Raw genomic sequence first — 24380 nt, 5'->3', positions numbered from 1 at the left:
TGAAGCAATGAATCGATTCCCCACAACGCGTCGCGAGTTCCTGAGCCGTGCGTCGGGCGGCTTTGCAGCCACCGCGCTGGCCGGTCTGTGCGGCGATCTTCAAGCCGCGTCGGACGATCCACTGGCACCGCGCAGCGGTCACCACGCTGCCAAAGCCGAGCGGGTGATCTTCCTTTATTCGACTGGCGGCACCTCGCACGTCGACTCTTTCAACCATCGGCCACAGTTGATCGCGGATCATGGGAAATCGATCACCGCCTCGCGGTGGCTGAACAAATCGGGCGATTTCAAACGGTTCTTGATCAAGCCGCGTTACGCATTTAAGCAATATGGCGAAAGTGGAACGTGGGTCAGCGACCTGTTCCCGCATCTCGGTTCGGTCATCGATGACGTTTGTGTGCTCAACGCGATGCACTGCGAAAGCGACGGTCATGACAAAGCGACTCTTGCGGCCCACACCGGGTCGGCACAATTCGCTCGACCGAGCGCAGGTTCCTGGGTCAGTTACGGCCTAGGTACCGTGAATCAGAACCTGCCATCGTTTATGGTGCTCGCCCCCGCCGCGCCGTATGCCGGTGCGCAAACATGGGCCAGCGATTTTCTGCCCGCCTGTCATCAGGGAACTCACGTAATCCCTGGCAGCGAGCCGCTGCCCAATATCCGGCCGCAGGATACCGATGACGCACTGCAGCAGATGGAACTTGCCCTCCGCCGTAATCTGAATCAAACGCATCTTCAGCAGCGGGCCGCCGATCAAGCGCTCGACGCTCGCATCCGTTCGTTCGAGACGGCGTTTGGCATGCAACGCGAAGCCCCCGAGGCGTTTGACCTTTCCGATGAGACCCAGGCGACGCTGGAACTCTATGGAACAGAGCGTGACGCGACTGCAGGTTTCGGCTGGCAATGCCTTGTCGCTCGCCGGCTCGCCGAGCGAGGTGTACGGTTTCTGGAACTGATCGACGTCGGGTCCAACAGCAACTGGGACTCGCACGGCAACATGGGCGATCACCAACGGCTTGCCAAAGCGATCGACAAACCGATTGCCGGCCTGCTGACCGACCTCAAGCAACGAGGCATGTTGGAATCGACGCTTGTCGTTTGGACGACCGAATTCGGTCGCACTCCCTTCCACCAGAACGCAAACCATGCGGGACGCGAACACCACAATCTGTGCTTCTCATCCTGGATGGCGGGAGGTGGCGTGAAGGGAGGCATCGTTCACGGGCATTCGGATGAATACGGCATTCGAACCGCCGAAGACGCCGTTCACACGCACGACCTGCACGCCACGATGTTGCACTTGTTAGGACTTGACCACGAGCGACTGACGTATCGCCACGCCGGTCGCGACTACCGCCTGACCGACGTACACGGCCGCGTGGTCCACGAGATCCTCACGTAGCCGTGCCTGCTTTAATCGCATGTGAGCTTTGTGGATTAGCCATTTGGGCGTTAGCCCCGGTTCAAGCACTACTGAGCCGGGGCTAAACAGGTTGTGTGGTATTGTTTCGTTTAACCGCAATGCCGTTCAACGAAGGAGCCTCGGACCGTCGAAAGAATTAGCGACGGGATGTAGTGGACGAGGTTACGAGCCCAGCGATTTGGGCTGATGCAAAACGACTCGTAACCTCGTCCACTACCCCTTCGTTGAACGGTATTTCGTTTAACCGCGAGCCCATCGGGCCGCGCGGCCCTCAAAAACGCGGGGCGATGCCACGCGGTTAAACTGAAAAATCGTGCTCGGGTGTTTGGTTGGTGCGGGCGTTCTCTCGCGCGGTTGTCTGAGGGGTGGGTTGGTCGCGCGGGAATCAGCTAATATGGGAGGCTGATGTATGTGCTGTCTGTTCGGCTGCCGGGCTCCTTTTATCTGGATTACAAGAACGCTTTGACCTCCTTCGCTGACTCCGCTCCCTCTGTGCCGCGCGACGCTGCCGATCGTTTGATCGATCGGTTTGGCCGCGTCCATCGTTCGTTGCGGATCAGCGTGATCGATCGCTGCAATATCCGCTGCTTCTATTGCATGCCCGAGCATGTCGACAACTTTCTGCCCCGAGTTGATCTGCTCTCGTTCGATGAGATCGTTCGCGTCGTGGGGCTCTTGGCTTCCGCTGGCGTTTCTAAAATTCGGCTGACCGGCGGCGAACCGCTACTGCGACCGAACCTCGACGCGCTGATTGCCCGAATCGCGGCGGTCTCGGGAGTCGATGAGATCGCCCTGACGACCAATGGGATTCTGCTGCCTAAGTTTGCTACTTCGCTGAAGGCTGCCGGGCTGCAGCGTTTGAATATAAGTCTCGATACGTTAAACGAAGCGACGTTCCAACGGATCAGTCGACGCAGTGGAGTCGATCGCGTGATCGCGGGGATCGATCATGCGATCGATCTTGGGTTCGAACAGATTCGCTTGAACGCATTGGCGATTCGTGGGCTGACCGAAACGGAAATCATGCCGCTTGCCGACTTTGCCCGGCGACGACAGCTGACGCTTCGATTTATCGAATACATGCCGTTGGATGCCGATCGCGCCTGGCAGGATGGTGACGTGTTGAGCGGCGAAGCGATTCGCAAACGCATTGAAGCGGAGATGGGGCCGCTGCGGGAAACCGGTCGCGACGATCCCGCTCAACCTGCGATCGACTACAAGTTCGCCGATGGCAGCGGCCGCGTCGGCTTTATCAATCCGGTCTCCAGGCCATTTTGTAATGCCTGCGATCGGCTGCGGTTAACGGCTGAAGGAGGCCTGCGGAACTGCTTGTTCTCGGATCGCAACTGGGACCTCCGCCCTTTGTTGCGGTCGGCAGCAAGCGACGCCGATCTGATCAACCTGATCACCGAAAGCGTCGCTGCCAAGGAGGCCGGCCATCTGATCTCACGTCCGGGGTTTGAGCAGCCACAGCGGGCGATGTATCAGATCGGCGGATAGCCAGCGGCGATACGGCGATCTCGTCGGCGATGTGATTTCAGTGCGTCATCGCGTAGGTGACGATGTTGATCCCCAGTGGGTAGGCGTATTTGACCGACATCTCTTCGAAGTAGTCGGGGCTTTCAGCTTCCCGTTCCCAGCCGTCGCCGAGGTCGGTGTTGTGGCAGATGAAGACCATGATCCGCCCCGCGTCGTCGGTGATCGATCGATAGTTGGGCGTTTGCGTGTCGGGGCCGCGCTCCCAAGTTCGGCCCCCTCGCCCGCCCCAAGCCCCGATCGATGGCACTTGCGGCTTGATCTTCAACGGATAGACGCACTGGAAGATCTCGTGTGACAACGGCACATCCTCGGGCTCGCGATCGGGAAAGACTCGCTTCATTTGGAAGTAGAGGTTCTGCCATTCCTCATCGCCCCAGAAATCGTCGATCATCAGGAAGCCGCCATTTTCCAGGTACCGTCGCAGCGCGACGACCTCCGGCTGAGTGAACATCAGCCGTCCCGGTTCGATGATGTAGATCCAGGGATAATCGAACAGCTTGGGATCGGTCAGTTCTAAAACGATCGGTTCGGGATTCACGTTCAGCGATGTCAGCTGATGCAGCCGCAGCGAGAAGTTCAGATCGCTGTCGCGGTAGTCGGTATCCCAACCGCCCCCGCGGCCCCAGCCGGCCGATTGGTATTTGATCCGGACGAAGGTAAACATGTCGTTCGGGAAATCTGCGTTTGTCTCCCAATCGGGAACATCGCCGCGGCCTGCGCTTTGCCAGTCGCGATTGCGATCGCGACGCCAACGTTGAGCCATCGCCAGCGAAGCGACGGCCATCACCAACAACAGTCCAACAATGATCATTGGCTTGCGGTTCACGGGGCTTTCTCCTGTTGCGTGTCAGCATTCGCCTGAGCGTCCGCCGCGGCCGGCTCGTCGTTTTCCGACGGCTCATCGGGTTTGGCGGGCTCTTCGGGCTCCGATTGCTTTTCAGCTTCGGCTTCCGTTTCGGTTGGCTCGTCGGTTTTCAGTTCTTCTGCGGCGGGCGATGGTTCGCTCGCCGGCGGCTGGTTCAGCCGCAGCAGCAACCGATGGGCGTCGCGATATCGTGGCGCTTGTTCCAAGGCGATCAACAGCTGGCGGCGAGCGGCCGTCGTGTCGCCGACCTCTGCCAACGATTGGGCCAATCGAAATCGTAGGCCGGCGGGATCGATAGGTTCCATTTCGGTTAACGCCTGCAGCGCGCGAACGCTTCGCTGGTAAGTCCCCGTCTGCTCCGCTGCACGAGCGATCTGCTCTTGCACTTCGGCGGTCAGTGGATTGACGGCGGCCAGTTGATCGGCGTAGCGGGCGACAGCTTCCCAGTCCTGCTGCTGATTGGCCAGTTCGATCAGCCGGCGATAACTGGCAACCGAATCGGATGAACGCTTGGCGATCGACGTCCGCACCTCCCGTTCCCGATCGGTCGCCTCTTGCTGACGATAGAGCTCCGCTTCCAGCGACAGCAGCGCGATCGGAACATCGGGTTCGGCGAACAGGACGCGTGTCTCGGCGATCGTGTCGAGCGCTTCGGTCCATTTCTTGGCAGCCACTTCCGCTGTGGCTCGCTTCAACAGGATTTCAAATCGCGTCGGCGATGGCTCGTCGACTAGTCCTGAAAACGGATCGTCGGGATCGATCTCCGCAGCTTCCGGCGCTTCCCGCTTCCAGGCTTCGGGCTTGCCGTAATCGCTGGCCAATCCTTTGGCAAAGTCGGCAAACTGTTGATCGATCACCTCCAGCGACCCGATCGATCGGGTGAGCGCATCGTTGATCGACAAACCGATTGCCAGGTCGGACAAGATCTTTTTGAGCGTATCGAAACCGTGCTGTTCGACGATGTAGCGGACCGCCAGCGATGATTCGTAGTAGGCGAATTGCAGATGCATCGCCGACTTGGGCTGCATAAACGCACTGCTCAGATCGCTCAACGGCGTGAAGGCGTCGCCGAGGATCATCTCGCGATAGGTGGGCGTCATCGACTGACCCCAGCGCTGGTCGCGTTGCAATTCCTCGTAGACCGAGATCCCTTCGCTGAGCCAACGCGGCATCCGGTTCTTGGTCTTTTGGAGCGTGACCACATGGCAGTACTCATGCCACAGCACTGCCTGCCAATTCGCGGGCGTCTGCGTTTGCGAAGCCGGACTATTGGCGGTGATCAGTCGACCAAAACAGACACCTAAGAAGCCCGCACCGCCGGGGACGCCGAACGTCCGGATGGCGAAGTCCTTCTGCTGAGGAAAGATCTCGATGATCGTCGGTTCATCCAATTCGACCGCGTACTTTTCGGTGAGCGTCTGCCGGGCTTCGGCCAACAGATCGATCACGTCGTCGCCGTAGATCCGCGCCTCGCGGGCGTCCATCCGAATCTGGAAGCCGTCGGCTTCGAGCGTCGTGAATTCCCGCAGCACATCGTGTAGGTTGACCAAGTTGTGAGCGACGACGTTGTAGCCATCCTGTTGGAAAACCTCGTCGGCCATCTTCCAGCCCGCTTCGTCTTGGCCGATTCGCAACAGGTCTTGGGCCAGTTGGAACTTCGCTTCGACAAAGTCCGGCTTCTTCTTCAGCGACCGCTGCTGGTATTCGGCACCTTCGGCAAAACGGTAGTGCCGCGACAGCTTGTTGCCGATCAAATGATCGACCTCCGGATTTGATTCCCAGCGGCACAAAGCGGCTTTGCGAAGCAACCGTTCAGCTTCGAAGTGTCCTTGCAAATGAGCGATCACCGCATGATAGGCCCACGCCTGCGGTTGATAGGGATTGATTCGCAGGATCGTCTGCAGGATCTCTTCGGCCTGTTCAAACTGTTCCGCATCGATCGCGTCATCGGCCAGCGACAGCAGGCTGGGCAGATGGTTTGGGTTCAGCGAAAGGGCTCGGGCTCGCATCGCTTGAGCCCGCTGCGAATCGCTACTCTGCCAAGCTTCGAATTGCAGGAAGGCGATTTGCGGATCGTCCGGCTTCATCTTCGCCGCGCGATCGAGATCTTTGGCCGCCATCGCGTAGTCGTGTTTGTCGAGCGCCAGTTCACCGCTAGCGACATAGGCGTCGACAAAGTTTGCGTCGGTGTTGCGGACCCGATCGTAGAACAGTTCCAGCACCTTCTTGGCGTCTTCGCCGCGGTGCAGAAAGTAGCGGCCGATCGCGATCAGGTTCTCTTTATCGCTGTATCGCCAGGGGGATCGGCGGACGATCTCGAGGATCGCTTCGAGTTCCCGTTCGCCGCGAACCGGATCGTTGTTGAAGCGATAGACATCGCCGCCAAGTTGTCGCAGCGGGATGCTGCTGGAATAACGCTGGAGCGCGGCTTCGTAGGTCGCTCGAGCTTGAGGGTATTGCCCCAGCAGCAATTGGCACTGGATCAACAACCGCGGCCATCGCTCGTTCCAGACGCCGCGATCGACTTCTGCTTTGGCCGCAGCCAATGCTTGCCGGTACTCGCCTTGGCGGAACTGTTGTTCCGCGTCGCGGACATCGGCCGCCGCCAGCAGGCTGTTGCTGAACAGAACGACGACCAGCGATAGGTGGGAGATCCATTTCACGGCGTGCTGCAACCCATGGGAAGCGTGGTTTAGGAACGCTTCCAGGTTAGCAGCTTCGCAGCGGTCAATCTATCTAACGACCGACGGAGATTCCAAAACTGTAGCCCGGTCGGCCACGATGCCCGTGGTGGTGATGATGGCGAGGCGGGGCGTAATAGCGTGGACGATAGACGACCGGTGGCGGGGAGACGTAGTGGTACTCTTCCACAACCACGGGTGCGGGCGTTCGCACAACCGTCGTCGGGGCCATACTAGGCGATCCGACAGGAGCGTTCTGCATGGCGCTGATCACCGGTTCGGGGACACCTTGTTGGTGCATCCAAATGATGTCGTTCACCTCGGGACGCTTGATCACGCCATTCTGCTGGATGTGATTGATCACGACCTGCACGCCCAGACCACTGCGGGTCATTTGAGCGACGTCGTAAGTCGAGACCGCACCCTGCATTCGCTGCTGTTGTTGCTGCTGAGCGTAGGCTTGTTGCCGGGCGATATTGTTGTCTTTGGCTTGCCCAACGGTCGCTCCGGTGATCAGGCCAAGCGCACCGCCGATCAAGGCGCCGGCTAGCGGTTCGTCGTTGTTTTCGCCGATCGCTGCACCGATTGCGGCACCAGCGACGCCGCCGACAGCCGCGCCTGAAGTTCGATTGTATTGGGCGAAACTGGTCGTCACCGTGCTGATTGCGATCAGCGTCGACAGGGTGATTCGTTGGATGGACATGGATTCAGGTACCTCTCGCATAGTTTCCTCGGCATATAGCCGATCGGGATGCTCGATGTCTATGGCGTCTGCCATGGAATATCGGCGTCCGGGATGCGTGGCGATCAGCCAATCGGCCGGCGGCGAAAGAATCGCCCCGGCGGCCTAGGGAAAACGAGAAATCCGGAAAGGCAAGCCAATCCGAAAATTTTACCATTGCTAGCGTGTGGAACCGTGACGTTCGTAACGATTGTGGGACACCACTGGCCAGGATTCTCTACCAACCGGGCTGATTTCCTGGCTTCATTTGTTGAGAGCTCGCGGTCAGTTGATAGATTTGTACCCAGTGAACGCCCCGCATGTCGCGAGCGCGTCGTCTCGTTTTCGCCTCGATCACCCCCGATCCAAACATGTCATATTCCAATCGACCCACGATGGACGAGGTCGACCAACTGATGCTGAACGCGCAACTGCGCGACGAGCTGGAACCGTACATCGATGAATCGGTCTCCCGGATCGATGTTCGCCGCATGCCGCTGTCGCAGGAGAACGAGTTTCTCGCTTCGATGCTCGCTTGGGAACAAGCCCCTGCGATTCCGATCAGCCACTGGTTTGAGCCCGCATTGGCGCTCCCCCATCCCGATGAATTGGATCGCGACGAACTGCACGATTGTCTGTGGAACGCGATCGAACGCTTGCACAGCAAACGAATCATCCTGGAGTGCACCGATCATCTGACCGATCGCGAACTCTATAAGATCATCTTCCGCGATATCTTGCCCTGCCGCGAAAAGAAAGTCGATCTGCCTCGCAATTTCTTGCACTGGCGATGTTTCGACGATGGCGACAACGACACTTGGTTGCGGTTCTACGCCACGCCCAACGAACGCTGGCAATGGGAACAGGAAACGGGCCTCACCGCTCCGCTGGCAGAGAACCCACCCTACCCGCGTCACATGCCAACGCGTCCGCCACAGGACGGTTGATGCAGCTTCGGTGCGGGGGGCGTGATTAGGCTCCTCAGCACGCTGTAGACAAACAGGCCGGTAAGCAGTCCCCCGCAATCGGCCACAAAATCGAGGACTTCCGCACTCCGTCCACGCACCAACAACTGGGTCGATTCATCGAAGATCGCATACGCGACTCCAATCCCCAGTGCGATCAAAAGATGCCGCCGCGGATGCCGTCGGCTCTTGGGAAGCGCCCAAGCCAACAGGATTGCCAGCCCCGTAAACGCAGCAAAGTGATAAGCCTTGTCGGCGTTGCTGAACGAGGGCAGACGGACGCTAGGAATGTGCGTTCCGGTGAAAATCACGCTCCAGTAGGCGACCAGAGTTAGGCTAGCAAGCCGCATTCCTAAAACGGTCGTCGTAATAATCTGTCGCATCGTTTACTAACCGGATTCCATTGGCACGAGTCGGTTTGCCTGAGATTTCTGCACGTTGTGAGGCCGATCTTAGCCAAGCCCCCGTTTGCAACGATAGTCCGATTGTAGGTCTTGTTGCTCGCAAGGAAATCCAGTTTCCGCTAATTTTTGCCGACCGTCCGACTCTCCAGCCACGCTTGCATCGCCTCGGTGGGGGGCAGGTCAAAGACGCGGAACTTCTCCATCCGGCCGCTCGAATCGTCGTAAACCAGCATCGACGCGGGACTTAGCCGCCCCGCTTCGGGACTGTCGATCAGCTGAGACGAGTCGCTGATGCTCATCCGCCCCAGGATGTTGATTTCAAGATCGTGTTGCGTTTGCCGCGACAACCATCGGCCAACCGTCTCGACACTGCCACAGCTGACGATTGCATGCACCGCCGCCGCCGATCCATCCTTTAATATGTTCTGCAACGCCGATCCGCCACTCTGCTTGGGGGCAGCGTCGAGCGAAAAGCTGAACGAGTTCTCCTCCTGCCGCAGGTCGCGAAAGCGTTCTAGCGGATCGATCACCACCAAGACCGGCGGCTCTTCTTCGGGAGCATCCATTTGATTTCGAGCAGCGACCAGTTCGGCAAGCTCTAACAGCTTCGCCTCGGCATCGCGCGGCTTGATATGTTCCACTGGCACGCCGCTGGCGATCGCAAACTCCGCCGCCGAATGCGTGTCGTCGCCCGAGCGCCGCCCGTCGAGCATCACGACGCGCAGCGGTTTCCCTTGAGCCATCGCACCGCCATAGAGCGACGCGATCGAAATGCCCAAGACATCGCGCGACAGGTCGGCATCGCCGCAGACCATCAACACGTTGCGGCCGGGCTGGGCGGGCAATCGCAATCCGACCGGCGGGCCGATCGCCACCGCTTCGCCCAACAGGCCGCCAAAGCCATCGTGAACCGAAGCCGGTTTCTTTTCGTCCCCCACCAGCGCCGCCTCTGCGACGGCAGCGGACCAACGGGCCGGGCGATTGCCTTCGAAGATCACCGTCGGGCCGTAATCAGTTTCCGCTTCGGGATAACGTTCGGCGAGACCGTTCAAGAGATCGCGGTGGCGATTGTGGTCCAACCATCCGACTTGGAACGGTTGGTTCCCTTCGACCAAGCCCCCGGCGTCGTTGTAGATCGCTTCCCCCGGCCGGCTCAGTAAACGCGCGGCGTTGTTGTCTTCGGCTAGGATTACCAACGCGTCCGATTCGCTGCACTGCAGCGCCACGCGAACCGCCATCTGACCGAGCGTATTGCGAGGCAGCGAATACGCACCGGCCAGCGACTGGCTGCTCAAGATGACGTGCATGCCAAACGATCGTCCCTGCCGGACCAAGCGATCCAACAGCATCGTGCAATCTTGAGCGATCCGGTCGTCGCGGATGAATAGCTCTTGGAACTCGTCGACGACAAGCATGATCCGCGGCATCGCTTGGCCCGACGTGCGGCGGTATTCGCCAACCTCTTGCACGCCGCTGGCTCGGAACAATTCACCGCGACGCTGCAGTTCGCGGTCGAGTCGTTCCAATACACTTTGGCCAAACTCCCGTTCGCTTTCGATCCCGATCACCCGAGCATGCGGCAGTTTTGCGTCGGCGTACAGTTTGAACTCGACCCCTTTTTTGAAGTCCAACAGATAGACATGCAGTTCGTCGGGGCTGTACTTCAGCGCCCCGGCGGTGATGATCGTGTGCAGCAGCGTACTTTTACCCGACCCGGTTTTACCGGCGACCAGCATGTGTTGGCGGACGCCTTCGCCCAATTGCATCCGCAACCGACGTCCTGCCCCTTGTTGGCCCAACGGGATGTCCAGCCCGTCGGACGCGTCGCCGTCGTTATAGAGATCCGCCGGCATCACATCGTCGAACGGAATTTCAACGCGGCGGCCATCGATCGCCCCTCGACCGATCTTCTCGACAAGTTCCGCCGCCATTCCGTTGGGAGGCGGTTGGATTGGCGAAAACGGTAGCTCACCCAACAGCGGATCGGTGTGCCGGATCCGCCCCTGCGAATCAACTTGTAAATGGAGCAGTCGGTCGATCGGCAACGCGGCAAAATCGTGAGGCCAGGCCGCTTCGGAATCGCGGACCAGGACGGTGATGATTCCGCAGCGGCGGCCGTTCTCTAGCAGCACGCGCAGGTTCGCGTAGCCGGCGGGAGTCAGCCCGTTGGGGATGCCGATCGCCGCGACGACGCGGTACGGTTCGGCCATCGCACCGGCTTGAGCATTGTATTGGTCGATCGTTTCGTAGTTGTCGCGGAGATAGGTTTGCAGCACGTCTTCCATATGCTGCGTCAGTTCGGCCAAGCGGGCTTCGATCTGATTCGGCTGGGTCCAGGCGCGGTGTCCGACCAGCGTGGGATCGTGATCCGACAGCGCCATCAGCGAGGCAAAGGTCTGCCCGCGGCCGATCGGATCCAACAGCGTCAGCTTCAATTCTCCCGGCGGCAGCGCGGCCAACAGTCTCCACAGAACAGCCCGTACCAATTCGATCACCGCTTCGTTGCTGCCTCCCGGACAATCGATCAACAGCCCCGAATGTTCGGCCGCGGTCAACGCGACGGGCAAACGATTTGGCATCGGTTCGGGCAACGTGTCGGCGATCGAGAGCCCATGGCGGACGTAGTCCTTGCCAGCGATAGCGGCCGATCCGTTGTGGGCCAGGGCCGGCGGATCGTGTTCGCTTTTCGAAGCCGCAATCTCGACCGATCGCCGCAAATAATCGGCGACATCGAGATAGCCGACCGGTGCGAGGGAGAGCGAAGAGACCGTTCCCAGGTTTCCGTCGACAACCGATTCCCAATCGGGATGTTGCTGCTGCATCTGGGCGTTGGCGGTGTCGATGTGGCCGAGTCCGCGACGGAGTCCGTCGCGCAGCCGCTGAGCGACCGACTGGTCCTCCGCCTCTTGAGCGGCGGCCAGTTGTTCACGCTTGGCCAGGCGCTGCGTGTTGGCGTCGGCGAGCCGTTGTTTGTGAGCTCGGCTGAGATCGGAGAACTCGCTGCCGTGGCTGTTTTCGACCCCGGCAAACGAATCGTGATAGTTGTTCTCCAACGCGGCGATCCGGTCGCGCAGCGTCGACTCCCGCTGCTCGCGTTCTTGCTTCAGCTTCGCTTCCAATGCATCGGTCTGCTGCCGCTTCGTCTCGTCTGCCTGACGAAGGGCTTGCTGGTGTTGGTCTTTGATTTGTTGGGCGAGCGTCTGGGCCGCTTTGGTCGCGCATTCTTGGCCATCCTTGACGACGGCGACCGCATCGACGGCGGACTGTTCGATGCCTGGATACCATTGCCGCGTGATCCGTTTCAGCCGCGGAGTGAAGATCGCAAAACAGAGGATCCCTACGACGATCGGCACGCCAAGCCCGGCGGCCAACCACAGCGCCGGCGGTTGGGCTCCCATGAACAACACGCCCAACGACCAGACGATCAGCGACAACAGCATCACGATCGCGGGATAAACCGATTCGAGAAACCGAACCGAAAAGTCATCACCCAGCTGCGCCAGGTTCTCGTCGCAGTCGGCGGTCAATCGATCCAGCGTTTCGATCGCCTGATCGACCGAAGCTGGCGGTTGGTACGATTCGGAGGTCGTCGGCGGATCGTTCAATTGATGCAGCCGTTTCATCGCGATCTCGCGGCCCGTTTCCAGCCGTTGGTGGATCTCGTTCCAAGCGGCGGTCAAACGATTCGTGTCGCGCGTCTTCTGTTGCGCTGGCAGTCCCTTTTTCGATTCGAAGACCTGCGTCGCCTGCTGTTTCGATTCGTCCCACCGCTGACCAATCTCTTGAATCCCCTGGCGATGCCGGCGTTTGAATTCGACCTGCATCCGATTCAATTCGCTGCGTGCCTCGAGCACATTCTGCTCGTACGCCGACGTAACCATCTCATCGGCCTGGTCCCATCGCTTCAGCGACTCCCGCAGCACCGCCTCGGATTCGGCCTGCAGCTGCTGTTTTTCCTGCTGCTGCTGTTGCAGCAACGCCGCTAAACGCTCGGCGTGCTGCGTCCCCAATCGTTCCCATTGCTCGACTCCATTGGCGCAGCGATCGGCCAAACCGCGCAGCAGCAGTCCTTGACGCTTGGGGGTAAACAATCCTGTTGTCATCGATCGGTGCTCTTTGAGATAGCAAAACAGCGGGCGCAGCGTGGAGCCCGCTGTTAAAGTTTACGCTCTACATCAGTGTACCGGTTTGCACCGACGCTAGCCAAACAGGGCGGCAGCGTGTTTGTGTTCAGCCGAACCGGACGCTATCGCGTGGCGGCCGATACCGGCTGTTGAAACACTGCTTAGCCCCGGTTAGACGAAAAAATCGTTTTCCGATTCTTCGTCGCGTAATTCTTGAGAGACCCGGGAGGCGAAGTCGCGAAATTCAGCGATCGCTGCGGACGTTTGGCTCATCACACCTGGCAGCGGTTGCAGGTCTTCCTGTTCGAACTGCCGGCACTTCGCGTCGCGCCATTGGTCTTTCGTCTGTTGCCAGACTTCGACAAACGACGTCCAGTCCTTTCGCATCCGAGAATCGATATCGTTGAGAAAGGCAGGATTCATGGCGACGAGGACCCGATCGAATCGATTTTGATTAGAAAAGTATCGCTGGCATTTTTTCAGGCGGCCAGCGAAGACGCCGTCCGGAGAGCGAAACTCTCCGGACCTATATGTACCCGGGATGTCAGCGAACGCTTAACCCAACGACCAGCCTTCGCGCGGGTTCATCCGTCTCAGGAACCGCTCGCCATCCATGTTGGTGATCTTCATCGCTTCGCTGTCCCACAGGATCTTTTGTCCGGCGCGGAAGGCGACGTTCCCCAAGTGATTCGCTTCGGTCAGCGGGCCAGCGTAACTGAACGGGCTGCCGGTCTCGCCCTCACCCTTGCAGGCGTTGATCCATTCTTGGTGGTGCCCGGGCGAATCGGCGATAAATGGTTCGGGGCGCTTGAAGTCGGCAAAGTCGGCTTCGGGCAACAGCACATGTTTGCTGTAATCCGACAGCAGCATCCCTTTGTCGCCGATGAACAGCGTGCCGCTGCCCCACTGAGGAATCCCCTTGTCTTTCCAGATCTGCGGCTTGTGCGATCCCTGGTACCAGAAGTGTTTGGCTGCCGGCAGATCGCCGCGGGCTCCGTATTCGTAAACTGCCGACATCGACGCCGGTGCGATCTCCGGATGTGGTTCGTCGCCGAACGCTTCGATCGACGTCGGGGCATCGAACTTCATCGCCCAGTATGCGAGATCGTTCCAGTGGCTGCCAAGGTCGCTCATCGTACCGTTGCCAAAGTCCCACCAGCGATACCATTTGGGACCGGGGAAATAGACTTCGTGGAAGGGGCGATATTGAGCTGGCCCCAGCCACAGGTCCCAGTTCAGATATTCGGGCGGAGTCATCCCTTCGGTAGGCATTTCCTGCACCGAAACGATGTCGCGATTCGCTTTTGCATCTTCGGGGCTTTGCAATCCCCAAGCTCGGCCGACCCAGGTGTGGACTTCGCCGACGTTGCCGATCGCACCACTTTGGACCAATTCGACCACGCGGCGATAGTTCGACGTGGCGTGGATCTGCGTTCCCATCTGAGTGACCACGCCCGCATCGGCTGCGGCTTTGGTGATCGCTCGCGATTCGTAGACATTATGAGTCAGCGGCTTTTCACAATAGACGTGTTTGCCCAATCGCAGCGCCGGCATCGTCGCATACGCGTGAGTGTGCTCGCTGGTCGAAATGACAACCGCATCGATATCGTTGGCATCGTCGTACAGCTTGCGGAAATCTTCAAAGGTCCGCGCCTTGGGATGTTGCGAAGCTGCCTTTTCCAGGTTGCGGCGATTGACGTCGCACAGCGCCACCACGTTCACCGAAGGATCCTTGGCGACCGAATTCAAATTCCCGCCGCCGCGCCCACCAACCCCGATAAAGGCGATGTTCATTTGATCGTTGGCAGCGGCCCGCAACTTGATCGGCGAACTGGCGGCGATCGCTGTAACGGCAGCGGCCTGAGTTAAAAAGCGACGGCGCGATGGATTGGGTTGCGAGGCGGGGAGATGCATATTTGGGATTCCAAGGAAAGGCGGGAGTTGGGGAAAACCGAAGTGAGAGAACCGCTATTGTCGCCCAGTCAGAATCGGATTTCCAGTAGCAACCCAAGATCGCCAGCGGTTTCCCCGATGTGGCAATGCAAAAGCCGCGGACGCGGCGATCGCATAAAGCCTGCGGCGCGAGCCGCAGGAAAACAAGCCGCAAGCAATGATCAAAGCCCCGGGCAGGGGCGACAGCAGGGATCAGTCGCCCCTACCCGAGGCTCGCGAGGATTCGTCTTCATCCCGGACCTGCGGTTTGCGCCGCAGGCTTTATGCGGCCGCCGCTTCCGCGGCTTCGCTCTGGGGTGGAGGGCCGGGCGTGTTGCCCAGGCTGGATGCCGAGACAAAGCTCGACTCCAGCTTATGAAAACTTAAAACTAAAGACGTCTGCGTCTTGGAGTTCGAATCGCAATCGGATCGGTTTGCCCGCCAGGGACGACACGTCTTGCGTCTTGTTCCAGGTGACGGTTCTGGCGATGGTGTCGCCGAAGATTTCTGGGCAATCCTCGAGCGTGAAGCCATCGATGGGCTTCCCCGCTTCGTCTTGAATCTCGACTCGAACCGTCCCCGCAGCGGAGGTTGCGAAATTGAGCTCCAGTCGGGCACCTTCAAACGTAAAAGGCTTGGTCAACAGCGAGCCACCTTTCCAGCCAGCTCGCGCCGATACAAATCCGTCTTGCCGTAATGTGTACCGGCGGACGGAAGTCGAGTTACCTTGCCAATAGCCTTCGGTCGCGTAGAGCGAGATGTCGTCGGGGGCGCCGTCGAGATCCGATTTCGTTTGCAGCATGCCCCAGAAGATGAAGTTGTCGCCGTAGACCCAAGAGTCTTTTGTGGAGGGACCAGGCCGGATGAAGGCTTCGCCCCACCGGGAGAAGCTCTCGCCGTCTCGGCTGGTCATAAACGCCGCATCGGTCACCGTCGTGCCGTAGCGAGGATGTCCCTTGGCACGATACTCACGCTCTTCAAGCCCCGGCAACTGTTTCATCGACGGCGACCAACCGCGGTCGACATAGCGCATCGGGAAGCCCATGAAGACATGGGGCGCTCGGTAATAGGGCTGGATCTGATTTGTATACAACGCCTGTTCGGGGGCGTCGGGGTATTCGAGCCATTGCGGTTCGGGGAAATGACTCGGATCGGTCGAGGTCGCCGTCATGATGCCCCGCACGCCCTCGTCGAATTGACGGTGGTACTCGCGATAAACCTTCCCCACCGAATCCCAAAACATGAGGTTCTGGGAATCGAAGGCACCAACGGTGGTAAAGGGTTTCTTGCTCTTTAAACGAAAACGGACACCATCGGCAGAGACCATCAGATACAGCCCCCTAGGTTTCGTTCCAAAGATCACGATCTTATATCGTTCCTCCTCGGGGCAATCGGGATTTGTGTCTTTGAAAGTTGCTGTATGCGCGGGGCTTCCGCCGATCTCACCAACCATCTTGGCGTCGAGGATCAAGTTGTTCTTCGTCGATCCTTCAAACTCGACGATACCCAGCTCGGGACGCGTCCAGTGGATCCCATCGCGACTCTCGGCCACACACAACGTCTCCCACGAGTTCTTCTGTTTCTCGTAGGCTTTCGACGCTGTATGGTGACCGCCGCGATAGTACATGAGAAAACGGTCACCGTCACGGAAGACGCTCTGGTAGGCACTTCCGTTTCCCTCCCACGGCGCGTCGGTGCGAAAGACGATCTCGCGTCGCTGTGGGCGATGCAACTCGAGCCGGACGCCGTCGAACCGCTCGATCAGATAATCATCGACGAACAGTTCACGTCGCGAACCAATATCGATCGGATTCGATTTAACGTTCCCCGGCTGGTCAGCGCCCGCCGTCGGTCCCACTCCTGCGTGACCGGTCGCTGCGATGCCCAATACTGCCGCCGTCTTCATCCAATCGCGTCGCGTATGCATTTTGGTCTTTTCCATTCAAAGGGTGCGGAAGTCGATGTGAACTAAGTTCGTCCGGGCGTCGATCGCTCGATTATACAAGTCTCGGGAGTGAATAAGTGACTTGCATCTTCTGTCGGCGTCACTGCCATCTAAAGGTTTTGCAGAGCCTTAAACACAAACTCAAGAGCCTGCTTCGTATCGTCGTAGGTGGTGCTGTGGCCTCCTTCGGGACGATGAAGGCTGAGGACGCGGCGATTCGTGTCTCGAACTTTTTCAACCAATCGCAGCACGCTGTCAGCCGGCACGATCTCGTCGCCGCCGCCCGTTGTTACCGCCAGCGGCATCGTGAATCGGTCGGGAGCAAACTCGGCGCTACGCCGACGGTATTCGTCGGGAATCTGCTGTTTTGTGCCGCCATAAGATTCCGCGATCGCATCGAGGAACCGCTCGTATTCGACGAGGTTTGCTGTTCCGTTCAGGGAGACAACGGCATCGATCAGGTCGGGATGTAAAGCCGTAAACGTTAACGCTCCCGTTCCTCCCATCGAACCACCGCACAGGATCACACGCCCGATACGAAATTCACCTTTCATCAATTTGATGATCTGCACCACATCCGCTTCGGCCTTCGGTCCCATCCAAGAAGTCTTGGCTCGATAGTCGGGCGAGACTAGCAACGCACCGGTGCTCGCCGCCACGTCGCGGACCGCTCGGCACTCGCCGCGATCCTGCCGAACGAACTGCCAGCGATCGGAACCGTGACCATGCAAAGCGATGATTAAGTCGACACGTTGATCGGAGCTGAACGCGTCGGGCGTGACGAGGACGTATCGCTGTTCGGAGCCATCACATGTGGCGATGAACGTGTGGTCTTCAACCGTCGCCGCGCGGAGGTTGCCCAACGCCAGAATGGAGATAAACGCTGTGCAACACCCAACGATCGCCACTCGCAACACCTGCCCGTTTAATGGAAATCGTGTCAGCATAATGGGATCGCATGGCATGGGGCGGGAAGCAAACTACACTTCCAAGAAATGTGTAGTCCGAATCGTTTCCTGGTGCTACGGCTGTCTTAGACGAGAGGCTTTGATAGAGAATCAAAGCCTCTCGCTCGGACTGCAACGCTACTTCGAAGATTCAGTTGTTTCGTACAACCAGGTCACTGGGAAACGAGTGATCTGGAACGAATTCAACTTGGGGAATTCGCAGTGCCCAAGCACCACCTGATCCCCCACAAATTCCATGGCTGTATAGCAGTACCATCCGTCGGGATCGGTGCCGATATTCTTGACGTTCTTCCATGTCGCACCGTCGTCGCTGGAGATCGCTGCGGTGAATGGTCGACGACCAATCGGTTTGATTTTTGCCAGCGGATCGTCTCCGTTGTTCCAAACCAGCAACAGGTCGCCTGTCGAAGGAATGCGTTCGATGGTTGCAGGAGACGTCGATGGTTGCGGGATATTGGATTTTTCCAATGGAGTCCATGTTTCGCCGCCATCGGACGAATAGGTCACTAGTTGGCAATCTCGGCTGCGGCAGAACATCATGATTCGGCCATCTTTGAGTTCGACGACTCCAGGTTCCTGAGCCAGCAGTTTGGATTCCAATGTGCTTTTAGATGTCCGCCAGGTCTTCCCCAGATCGTCCGACAGATAACAATGAATCTGTGCGGAGTTTCGCCATCCGGTCCAGCCCGTTTGATAGTGCGTTGCGACAGGAACCACCAGGCGGCCGCTTTCCAGCTGGATCACGCGATCGTTGTTCAGCACGCGGTAGGCGGGTTCATCGGTTGGTGTAATTTGAACGGGCTCCGACCACGTTTTTGTCTCGTCATCACTCGTCTGCATCAAGATCGTATCCAGAAAGGGATACTTCGCGTTCGCTGGGCTCTTGTACTTTCGTACATAGAACAACGCGATCCGGCCATCCTGCAACCTGAGCAGCGACACCGACATCAAGTTGGCATCGCCTTCGCCGCGTGCGATGGCGGATTCATCATTTTGGGTCCATGTCTTTCCCTCATCGTCCGAATATCGGGCAACCAGTTCGGCTTCCGCGTGGTCACTGCGACCGACGAACTTTGTGTAGATCAACATCAGCCTGCCGTCCTTCAGGCGGATGAAGTCTCCTTCGCTATTTCGATCGTTGCCCGGACGGGGAGAAATTCGCATCGGTTTCTCAACCCCCGCAGCAACTCCCTGCGGCACGGGTGCGTCCGCTTGGGCCAGTAAAGATTCACAGCAGGTAAGCGAGATTGCACTCCAGGCGAACATCGCTACCGACTTCTTGAACAGAACTTGTATTACTCGCATCTCGGTTTTCCAGTTATGAGTTGGGACGTTTTAGTTTCCAAATTAGATAGTCCGTCGTCGTCGGATGTTGAACATCCGCAGCGCCGGGATAGACCAGTTCGCAATCGACGCCCGCTTGTTCGCAGTGCTCTTGCAATTTCACGCCAAAGTTGGCGGTGTGTGTAGGATCTTTTTGCTTCTTGCCCAGTGCTGGGGCAGAGGAGTAGCTGAGATAGACCGGGGGATCATCGGAACTGACCAATGCATAGGGCGAATACTCAGCAATCCACGGCAAGATCGTGTCGCGTTTCGCTAGGAACTCATCGAACGCGGACAACTTCTTTTCCGAGTCACCGCGGAAACCAAACGCATGCCCGCCATAGCGACTGTTGGGAGTCCATTCTTTCATCTGTTTCGGATCCAACGTGGTTTGAGCGCCGGTGACGGCGGCACACCACAAACGTGTCGATTCGCGTGCCACGGGATCCTCGCTGTCGGGATCCGCCATCTCGGGGTGGAATGCTAACCATAGACTCGAACACGCACCCGCGGATCCACCCGATGCACCGATCCGCTGTTTGTCGAGATTCCAATCGGCAGCCTTGCTGCGGACGAATTGCAACGCGCGAGCGACGTCATCAAGCGGTCCTTTTACCGGTGGCACCACGCCATCGGCAGTCGCTTCTCCGACAAATCGATACTCCACCGAGACAACCGAAATGCCTTCTTTCAGGATGGTTGGCAACATCCCCGACAATCCGCTTAAGCGTCCACCGTTGCTCCATCCGCCGCCATGGATGAAAAACAAAACGGGGGTCGGTTTGTCCGACTCGGCTTGCCAGAAATGGAGCACCTGTTTTAGATGCGGTCCGTAGGAAACGTCGTACTGGGTCGGTTGAGGCAGAGGGCGGTAGGCTGCCAGGATCTTTTCACTCTGTTGATCGTTGATCTCGCGAACGAAAATATTTCGCCAACGAATCTCGCCGCCGTGCGTTTGCAACATGATCGGCCCCTTGGCGGGCAATGGCTGCGAGCGATCCCAGAAGTTCTCCATCACCGCCCCTTCGACCACGGCTCGCGAGTTGAGCCAGACCCAAGTTCGGTCGCCGACTTGGCGAATCCGCAGTTGGTTCCATTGGCCAAACGGTTTATCGGCACGCATGATCGGATCGCGTCCCAGAGTTCCGGGGGTGTTGTTGAACAATCCGCCCGAACCTTGATGGGGTTTTCGGTCCGGTCGCTTCAAGTTGTAGGGCTGGTTCCAATCCCAAATCTGAACTTGCGGCGTGCCTCGCAAATAGATGCCGCTATCGGCTTTCGGGACTGTTTTGTATTCGAGCTGCAAATCGATGTTGCCAAACTCCTCTTCGGTCGTTGCGTAAGGACCGTGACCATCGTTCACCAATTCGCCGTTTTCAACGGTCCAATGTTCGGAGAACTCTGCTCGCTGCTTGCGTAGATTTTCGGCTTTCTTTTCGCCGGTCAACTTCGCCGATGCGTGTGGATTCCACCCGTACCATCCCGATAGATTTTCCCCGTTAAGGATCGCTCGATAGCCCTTGGGTGGTTTGGGTTCCACGGCATCGCACGATTGTGCAAACGACAGACATACGAGGGCAACCAACGAAGGTGCCGAGTTTTTTAAAACATGCAGCATAATACGCTTCCAAGGTGGGATAGGATTCGAGTTCGTAGCCGGAGTTGCAGAGCTGATCAGTTTTTTAAACGAGGTACCGATCGGTACGCGTTAGCATCAGGCTAACTGGAGAACCAGACGCTAATGCGTGCCGGCTGATTTGCGCTGACACAAAAACTGACTAGCCCTGGCGGGAGTTGGCATTCTCCAAGCGCAAGGCGGGGCCCATCAATATAGTCCCTCGCCCGCTTAGGTGACACAACTCGTTTCGGGCATTGCTATTTTCAGTCATTGCAGGGGGCCAGGAAACACTGGATGTTTGAATCCCGAGGGTTGTTGAAAGCTTTCACGACCGACACAATCGTGGTTGTCGCTGCGACTGATTCCAACGAAAGTAAAGGCGACGCTCCCCCTCCTCCTGCTCCTCCCGCCAATCCGTCACATCTGACGAGGACAATCGATGACTTCATTGCCCCACCGACTCGTATTCCGAATTCTGTTTACCCTTGTTGCGACGGGCTGCCTGAACGCATCGGCGTTGCTTGCACAGGAATCGGCAGTTCGCTGGTGGGAACCGTATACCGATGCCAGCGGCCCGGAAGTCCTTGGGCTTTGGAAGTTTGATGGGGACGAGGCTTCGTTCACAAGCGACTCGTCGTCTCACAAACACGCGGCGACTCTGCGAGGCGCGAAGCAGAGTTCCGATGGCCGCTTTGATGGCTGCCTGGAAACGTCAGCCGGCTACCCGGTCGAAGATAAAAGTCACAGCCTGCATGTTGCGAAGTCGCCAGTGTTGTCGCCCAGCGGAGCGTTCACCGTAGAGATGTGGTTGCGAGCGAAAGAGGGTGAAGAGTTTCCCGCAAAATACGCTGCCGTTCTGCTAGACATGAAATATGTGCCGGACAATCACACGGGGTTCATGTTTTCGTTGTCGCCGGGCCGCGCGATCGGAACACGATTGCTGCATCTGGAAATCGGCGGCGGCCTGGATTCGACGCATTGGTATTCCTTGCCGTTTCCGATGGAAGCGGGAGACTGGCGGCATGTTGCGTTCACGTACGATGGTATTGGGACCGCGGAGTTTTTTGTCGATGGCTCAACCGTCGGGCGATCAACAATTGCAACCGCCGGGCCAATGGCCGCCGCGATTCGTCCGTTGTCGATTGGCGACCGGATCGGTTCGCTGTATCGCGGCTTCCCCGGCTTCATCGACGAAGTGCGGATCACGTCGGGCGTGCGGGAGTTTCAGCCAGTCGGTTTTGTTCCCGAGTCCGAACGGTTTGTGTTCCAACGCATGTCGGAGAACGCGTTCCTGACGGCGCAGTTGACCAACCGGACTGGCGAATCGTTGTCCGGTGCGATTGTCACGGCGCTGCTGCCCGACGGTTCGACACAGCGGTTGAACGTGCCGGAGCTTGGCGACGGAGCGTCTCATCAGTTGAAGCTGAAGATCGACACGGCCTTGAAGCCGGGCGAGTATTTTGTGGAACTTTCGGCGACGGTGCCGAACTGGGGTGGTACGGATGCCGGCTATCAATCGACATCGCGAATTCCCGTCGTGATCGTGAAACGACCGCTGCCGGATCGGATGCCGGTCGTGATGTGGGGTGTTGGCGGAACGGATGGAGTTATCAAAGAGATACCACGTTTGAAGCAGATCGGATTCACGCATTGCCTGGGGTTGCGATCGGAGTTCCAGCGGATCTGGGACGGCGGTGCCGACGCGCTCCCCGACTCTGCCGAAGATATTCGCGAGGGTCGCAACATGCTCAACGCAGCCCTCGAAAACGATCTGCAAATCGTGGCGTCGCTTTCGCCAGGTCGATGGCTGAGGACTGCGGCCGTGGGTAAATCGTTTCGTCGCATCGATCGCAACGGAGACAACTACGACCGTCAGGACATTAGCGGATTGTTTCCGGCGGTGCAGGGTTTTGCGTTCAACAGCGGAGCTGCGATGGGGCGTGCTTACGGCGATCATCCGGCGTTCAGTTCTGCTCTGCTGCACACCGAGGTGCGAGGTGAAACGCAGGTTTCGTTTCTACCGATAGAAATCGAAGCGTACCGAAAAGCAACGGGCAAAGAGATTCCCGCGGAAGTTACGATCAAAAATGGCGTTCAGTGGCAGAAGCTCGCCGACTTTCCAAAGAATCGAGTGATCGCCGATGATAACCCGATCCTTCAGTATCTGACTTGGTTTTGGAAAACGGGCGATGGCTGGAATGAACTGAACACGCAACTGCATGAAGGACTGAAGCAGCACACCCACGACGGGTTCTGGAGTTTCTATGATCCGGCAGTTCGTGCGCCAAGCATCGGCGGCAGTGGCGGCCGAGCCAATGTGCTGTCGCACTGGACGTACAGTTATCCCGATCCGATCCGCATCGGTTTGTGTACCGATGAGTTGTTTGAACTGGCTCGCGCCAACGGCCACGATCAGGATGTGATGAAGATGACCCAGTTGATCTGGTATCGGTCACAGACTGCCCCGAAGAAAAAGGCAACCGATGTCGCCGCGTCGCCGTGGGTTGATCAGGATCCCGATGCGGATTACATCAGCATCGCGCCGATGCATCTGCGAGAAGCCTTCTGGTGGAAACTTTCGCGACCGATTACGGGAATCATGTATCACGGTTGGCAATCGCTTGTTGAAACCGAATCGCCCGGCGCGTACCGCTACACGAATCCGAACACGCAGCACGAACTTCAACGATTGATTCATGATGTCGTGCAGCCTTTAGGACCGACGTTGATGCAGGTACCGGATCCACCGTCGGACGTGGTCTTTCTGGAGAGCTTCACCTCGCAAATGTTTGCTCGCCGCGGAACCTACGGCTGGAATCGTTCATGGGCCGGCGATATGTATCACATCCTGATGTACGCTCAATTGCAGCCGCGCGTCCTCTACGAAGAATCGCTTCGATCGGGCGGACTCAAGGGAGCGAAAGTCCTGGTCATGGCCGATTGCGATGTGTTGACCGAATCGGTCGTTCGGCTGATTCAGGAATTTCAAAGCAATGGTGGATTGGTTGTCGGCGATGCTGAAGTCTGTCCAGCGATTAAGCCCGATCTGGTGATTCCTCGATTTGCACGAACCAAGCAGGCCGATAACGATCGCAACGCATTGCAAGAAGCGGCCAAACAATTGCGGACATGGCTCGATCCGCAGTATGCGCGTGTTGTCGATTCGTCGAATCTCGACGTTGTCACTCGGCGTCGTGTTTTCGGCTCGACCGACTACATCTTTGCAGTCAACGATCATCGGGAATTCGGGACCTACGTCGGCGGCTATGGAATGGTCATGGAAGACGGGCTCCCTTCCGAAACGACGCTCCACATCGATCGCAAAGCCGGACACGTGTACGATCTCATCGCGGGACGGGAGATCGATGCGGATAGCGTCAATGGTTCGATCGAAGTTCCGCTGCAACTTGGTCCATGTCAGGGACGTGTGCTGATGGTGACTCAGCGGCCGATCCGCGAGCTGACGGTTGCGGCGCCAAAAGAGTCGGCTCCTTCACAATCGATAACGATCGATGTCGCCGTCACCGACGGGAGCCAGCCGGTCAACGCCGTGGTACCTGTAGAGGTTGAGATCATCTCGCCCGAAGGACGCCGTGCAGAATTCAGCGGTCATTATGCTGCCAAAGCTGGCAAATTGACGATTCGTTTCGACTTCGCTGCCAACGACCGGCTCGGCGTTTGGGAAGTGCAAGCGAAAGAATTGGCATCCGGAAAATCCGCGACCGCATACGTGCGATTGACTGAATCGGACAAATGATAGAGAGCTGTCCTGATGCAGTTTCGTTTAACCGCGTGCCCCACGGGCCGCGCGTTTTACAGACCGACGCGCGGGGCGTTGCCACCGCGGTTAAACGATTTGTGCAGGCGGAGCT

General features: G+C 58.2%; 15 protein-coding genes. 4 read left to right on the top strand and 11 right to left on the bottom strand.

Going from position 1 to position 24380, the window contains the following annotated elements; translation table 11 throughout:
• Positions 1–7: 7 nt before the first annotated feature.
• Together EC9_RS03930 and moaA are read left to right on the top strand one after the other, a co-directional pair.
• Positions 8–1402, top strand: coding sequence for a DUF1501 domain-containing protein (locus tag EC9_RS03930; protein WP_145342548.1), 1395 nt, complete (start codon positions 8–10; stop codon positions 1400–1402).
• Between the two features lie 426 nt (positions 1403–1828).
• A complete protein-coding gene (moaA, locus tag EC9_RS03925) occupies positions 1829–2923 on the top strand; it encodes a GTP 3',8-cyclase MoaA (protein ID WP_145342546.1) in 1095 nt (364 codons plus the stop codon).
• Positions 2924–2960: 37 nt separating this feature from the next.
• Here moaA and EC9_RS03920 read toward each other — a convergent pair whose 3' ends face one another.
• From EC9_RS03920 to EC9_RS03910, 3 genes are all read right to left on the bottom strand, one after another.
• Entirely contained in the window at positions 2961–3788 is an 828-nt protein-coding gene (locus EC9_RS03920; protein ID WP_246105944.1) for a DUF4159 domain-containing protein, read from the bottom strand.
• Positions 3785–6490, bottom strand: a complete 2706-nt coding sequence (locus EC9_RS03915; RefSeq protein WP_246105943.1) for a tetratricopeptide repeat protein — start codon at positions 6488–6490, stop codon at positions 3785–3787. Before EC9_RS03915 ends, EC9_RS03920 begins: the two co-directional genes overlap by 4 nt.
• 73 nt (positions 6491–6563) lie before the next feature.
• Positions 6564–7211 (bottom strand): glycine zipper domain-containing protein, encoded by a 648-nt coding sequence (locus tag EC9_RS03910; protein ID WP_197452986.1) that lies wholly within the window; start codon positions 7209–7211, stop codon positions 6564–6566.
• Between the two features lie 389 nt (positions 7212–7600).
• On the opposite strand from EC9_RS03910, the gene EC9_RS03905 reads away from it, so the two are divergent.
• Complete coding sequence (locus EC9_RS03905; RefSeq protein WP_145342544.1) at positions 7601–8176, top strand: hypothetical protein; 576 nt, start codon at positions 7601–7603, stop codon at positions 8174–8176.
• Here EC9_RS03905 and EC9_RS03900 read toward each other — a convergent pair.
• From EC9_RS03900 to EC9_RS26870, 8 genes are all read right to left on the bottom strand, one after another.
• Positions 8143–8577 carry a VanZ family protein gene (locus tag EC9_RS03900; RefSeq protein ID WP_145282257.1) on the bottom strand — a complete coding sequence of 145 codons (435 nt, stop codon included), beginning with the start codon at positions 8575–8577 and terminating at the stop codon, positions 8143–8145. The two genes, EC9_RS03905 and EC9_RS03900, sit on opposite strands and share 34 nt — an antisense overlap.
• Positions 8578–8717: 140 nt before the next feature.
• Positions 8718–12701, bottom strand: coding sequence for a cell envelope integrity protein TolA (locus tag EC9_RS03895; protein ID WP_145342542.1), 3984 nt, complete (start codon positions 12699–12701; stop codon positions 8718–8720).
• Positions 12702–12893: 192 nt separating this feature from the next.
• Entirely contained in the window at positions 12894–13145 is a 252-nt protein-coding gene (locus tag EC9_RS03890; protein WP_145342540.1) for a hypothetical protein, read from the bottom strand.
• 132 nt (positions 13146–13277) lie between these two features.
• The gene (locus tag EC9_RS03885; RefSeq protein WP_145342538.1) at positions 13278–14636 is read right to left on the bottom strand and encodes a Gfo/Idh/MocA family protein; all 1359 of its coding nucleotides are present in this window, start codon (positions 14634–14636) and stop codon (positions 13278–13280) included.
• A gap of 391 nt (positions 14637–15027) precedes the next feature.
• Positions 15028–16581, bottom strand: coding sequence for a hypothetical protein (locus EC9_RS03880; protein ID WP_218934573.1), 1554 nt, complete (start codon positions 16579–16581; stop codon positions 15028–15030).
• A gap of 128 nt (positions 16582–16709) precedes the next feature.
• Positions 16710–17546 (bottom strand): alpha/beta hydrolase family protein, encoded by an 837-nt coding sequence (locus EC9_RS03875; protein WP_145342536.1) that lies wholly within the window; start codon positions 17544–17546, stop codon positions 16710–16712.
• 138 nt (positions 17547–17684) lie between these two features.
• On the bottom strand, positions 17685–18872 hold the full coding sequence (locus tag EC9_RS03870) for a sialidase family protein (RefSeq protein ID WP_246105942.1): 1188 nt from the start codon (positions 18870–18872) through the stop codon (positions 17685–17687).
• A gap of 13 nt (positions 18873–18885) precedes the next feature.
• The gene (locus EC9_RS26870) at positions 18886–20508 is read right to left on the bottom strand and encodes a family 16 glycoside hydrolase (RefSeq protein WP_145342534.1); all 1623 of its coding nucleotides are present in this window, start codon (positions 20506–20508) and stop codon (positions 18886–18888) included.
• A 439-nt stretch (positions 20509–20947) separates the two neighbouring features.
• Between EC9_RS26870 and EC9_RS03860 the strand changes: the two genes are divergently transcribed.
• The gene (locus tag EC9_RS03860) at positions 20948–24265 is read left to right on the top strand and encodes a LamG domain-containing protein (protein WP_145342532.1); all 3318 of its coding nucleotides are present in this window, start codon (positions 20948–20950) and stop codon (positions 24263–24265) included.
• Positions 24266–24380: the final 115 nt, after the last annotated feature.

Source organism: Rosistilla ulvae (assembly GCF_007741475.1).
GTDB classification, from domain to species: Bacteria; Planctomycetota; Planctomycetia; order Pirellulales; family Pirellulaceae; genus Rosistilla; species Rosistilla ulvae.
The sequence above is the reverse complement of the archived record's forward strand: the minus strand, read 5'-3'. Positions and strand labels throughout refer to the sequence as shown.

Bases quoted from the DNA above. Each gene is read 5' to 3' on its own strand.
- EC9_RS03930 (WP_145342548.1), top strand. From the start codon at position 8: ATGAATCGATTCCCCACAACGCGTCGCGAGTTCCTGAGCCGTGCGTCG.
- moaA (WP_145342546.1), top strand. From the start codon at position 1,829: ATGTATGTGCTGTCTGTTCGGCTGCCGGGCTCCTTTTATCTGGATTAC.
- EC9_RS03910 (WP_197452986.1), bottom strand. From the start codon at position 7,211: ATGTCCATCCAACGAATCACCCTGTCGACGCTGATCGCAATCAGCACG.
- EC9_RS03905 (WP_145342544.1), top strand. From the start codon at position 7,601: ATGTCATATTCCAATCGACCCACGATGGACGAGGTCGACCAACTGATG.
- EC9_RS03900 (WP_145282257.1), bottom strand. From the start codon at position 8,577: ATGCGACAGATTATTACGACGACCGTTTTAGGAATGCGGCTTGCTAGC.
- EC9_RS03895 (WP_145342542.1), bottom strand. From the start codon at position 12,701: ATGACAACAGGATTGTTTACCCCCAAGCGTCAAGGACTGCTGCTGCGC.
- EC9_RS03890 (WP_145342540.1), bottom strand. From the start codon at position 13,145: ATGAATCCTGCCTTTCTCAACGATATCGATTCTCGGATGCGAAAGGAC.
- EC9_RS03885 (WP_145342538.1), bottom strand. From the start codon at position 14,636: ATGCATCTCCCCGCCTCGCAACCCAATCCATCGCGCCGTCGCTTTTTA.
- EC9_RS03880 (WP_218934573.1), bottom strand. From the start codon at position 16,581: ATGCATACGCGACGCGATTGGATGAAGACGGCGGCAGTATTGGGCATC.
- EC9_RS03875 (WP_145342536.1), bottom strand. From the start codon at position 17,546: ATGCTGACACGATTTCCATTAAACGGGCAGGTGTTGCGAGTGGCGATC.
- EC9_RS03870 (WP_246105942.1), bottom strand. From the start codon at position 18,872: ATGCGAGTAATACAAGTTCTGTTCAAGAAGTCGGTAGCGATGTTCGCC.
- EC9_RS26870 (WP_145342534.1), bottom strand. From the start codon at position 20,508: ATGCTGCATGTTTTAAAAAACTCGGCACCTTCGTTGGTTGCCCTCGTA.
- EC9_RS03860 (WP_145342532.1), top strand. From the start codon at position 20,948: ATGACTTCATTGCCCCACCGACTCGTATTCCGAATTCTGTTTACCCTT.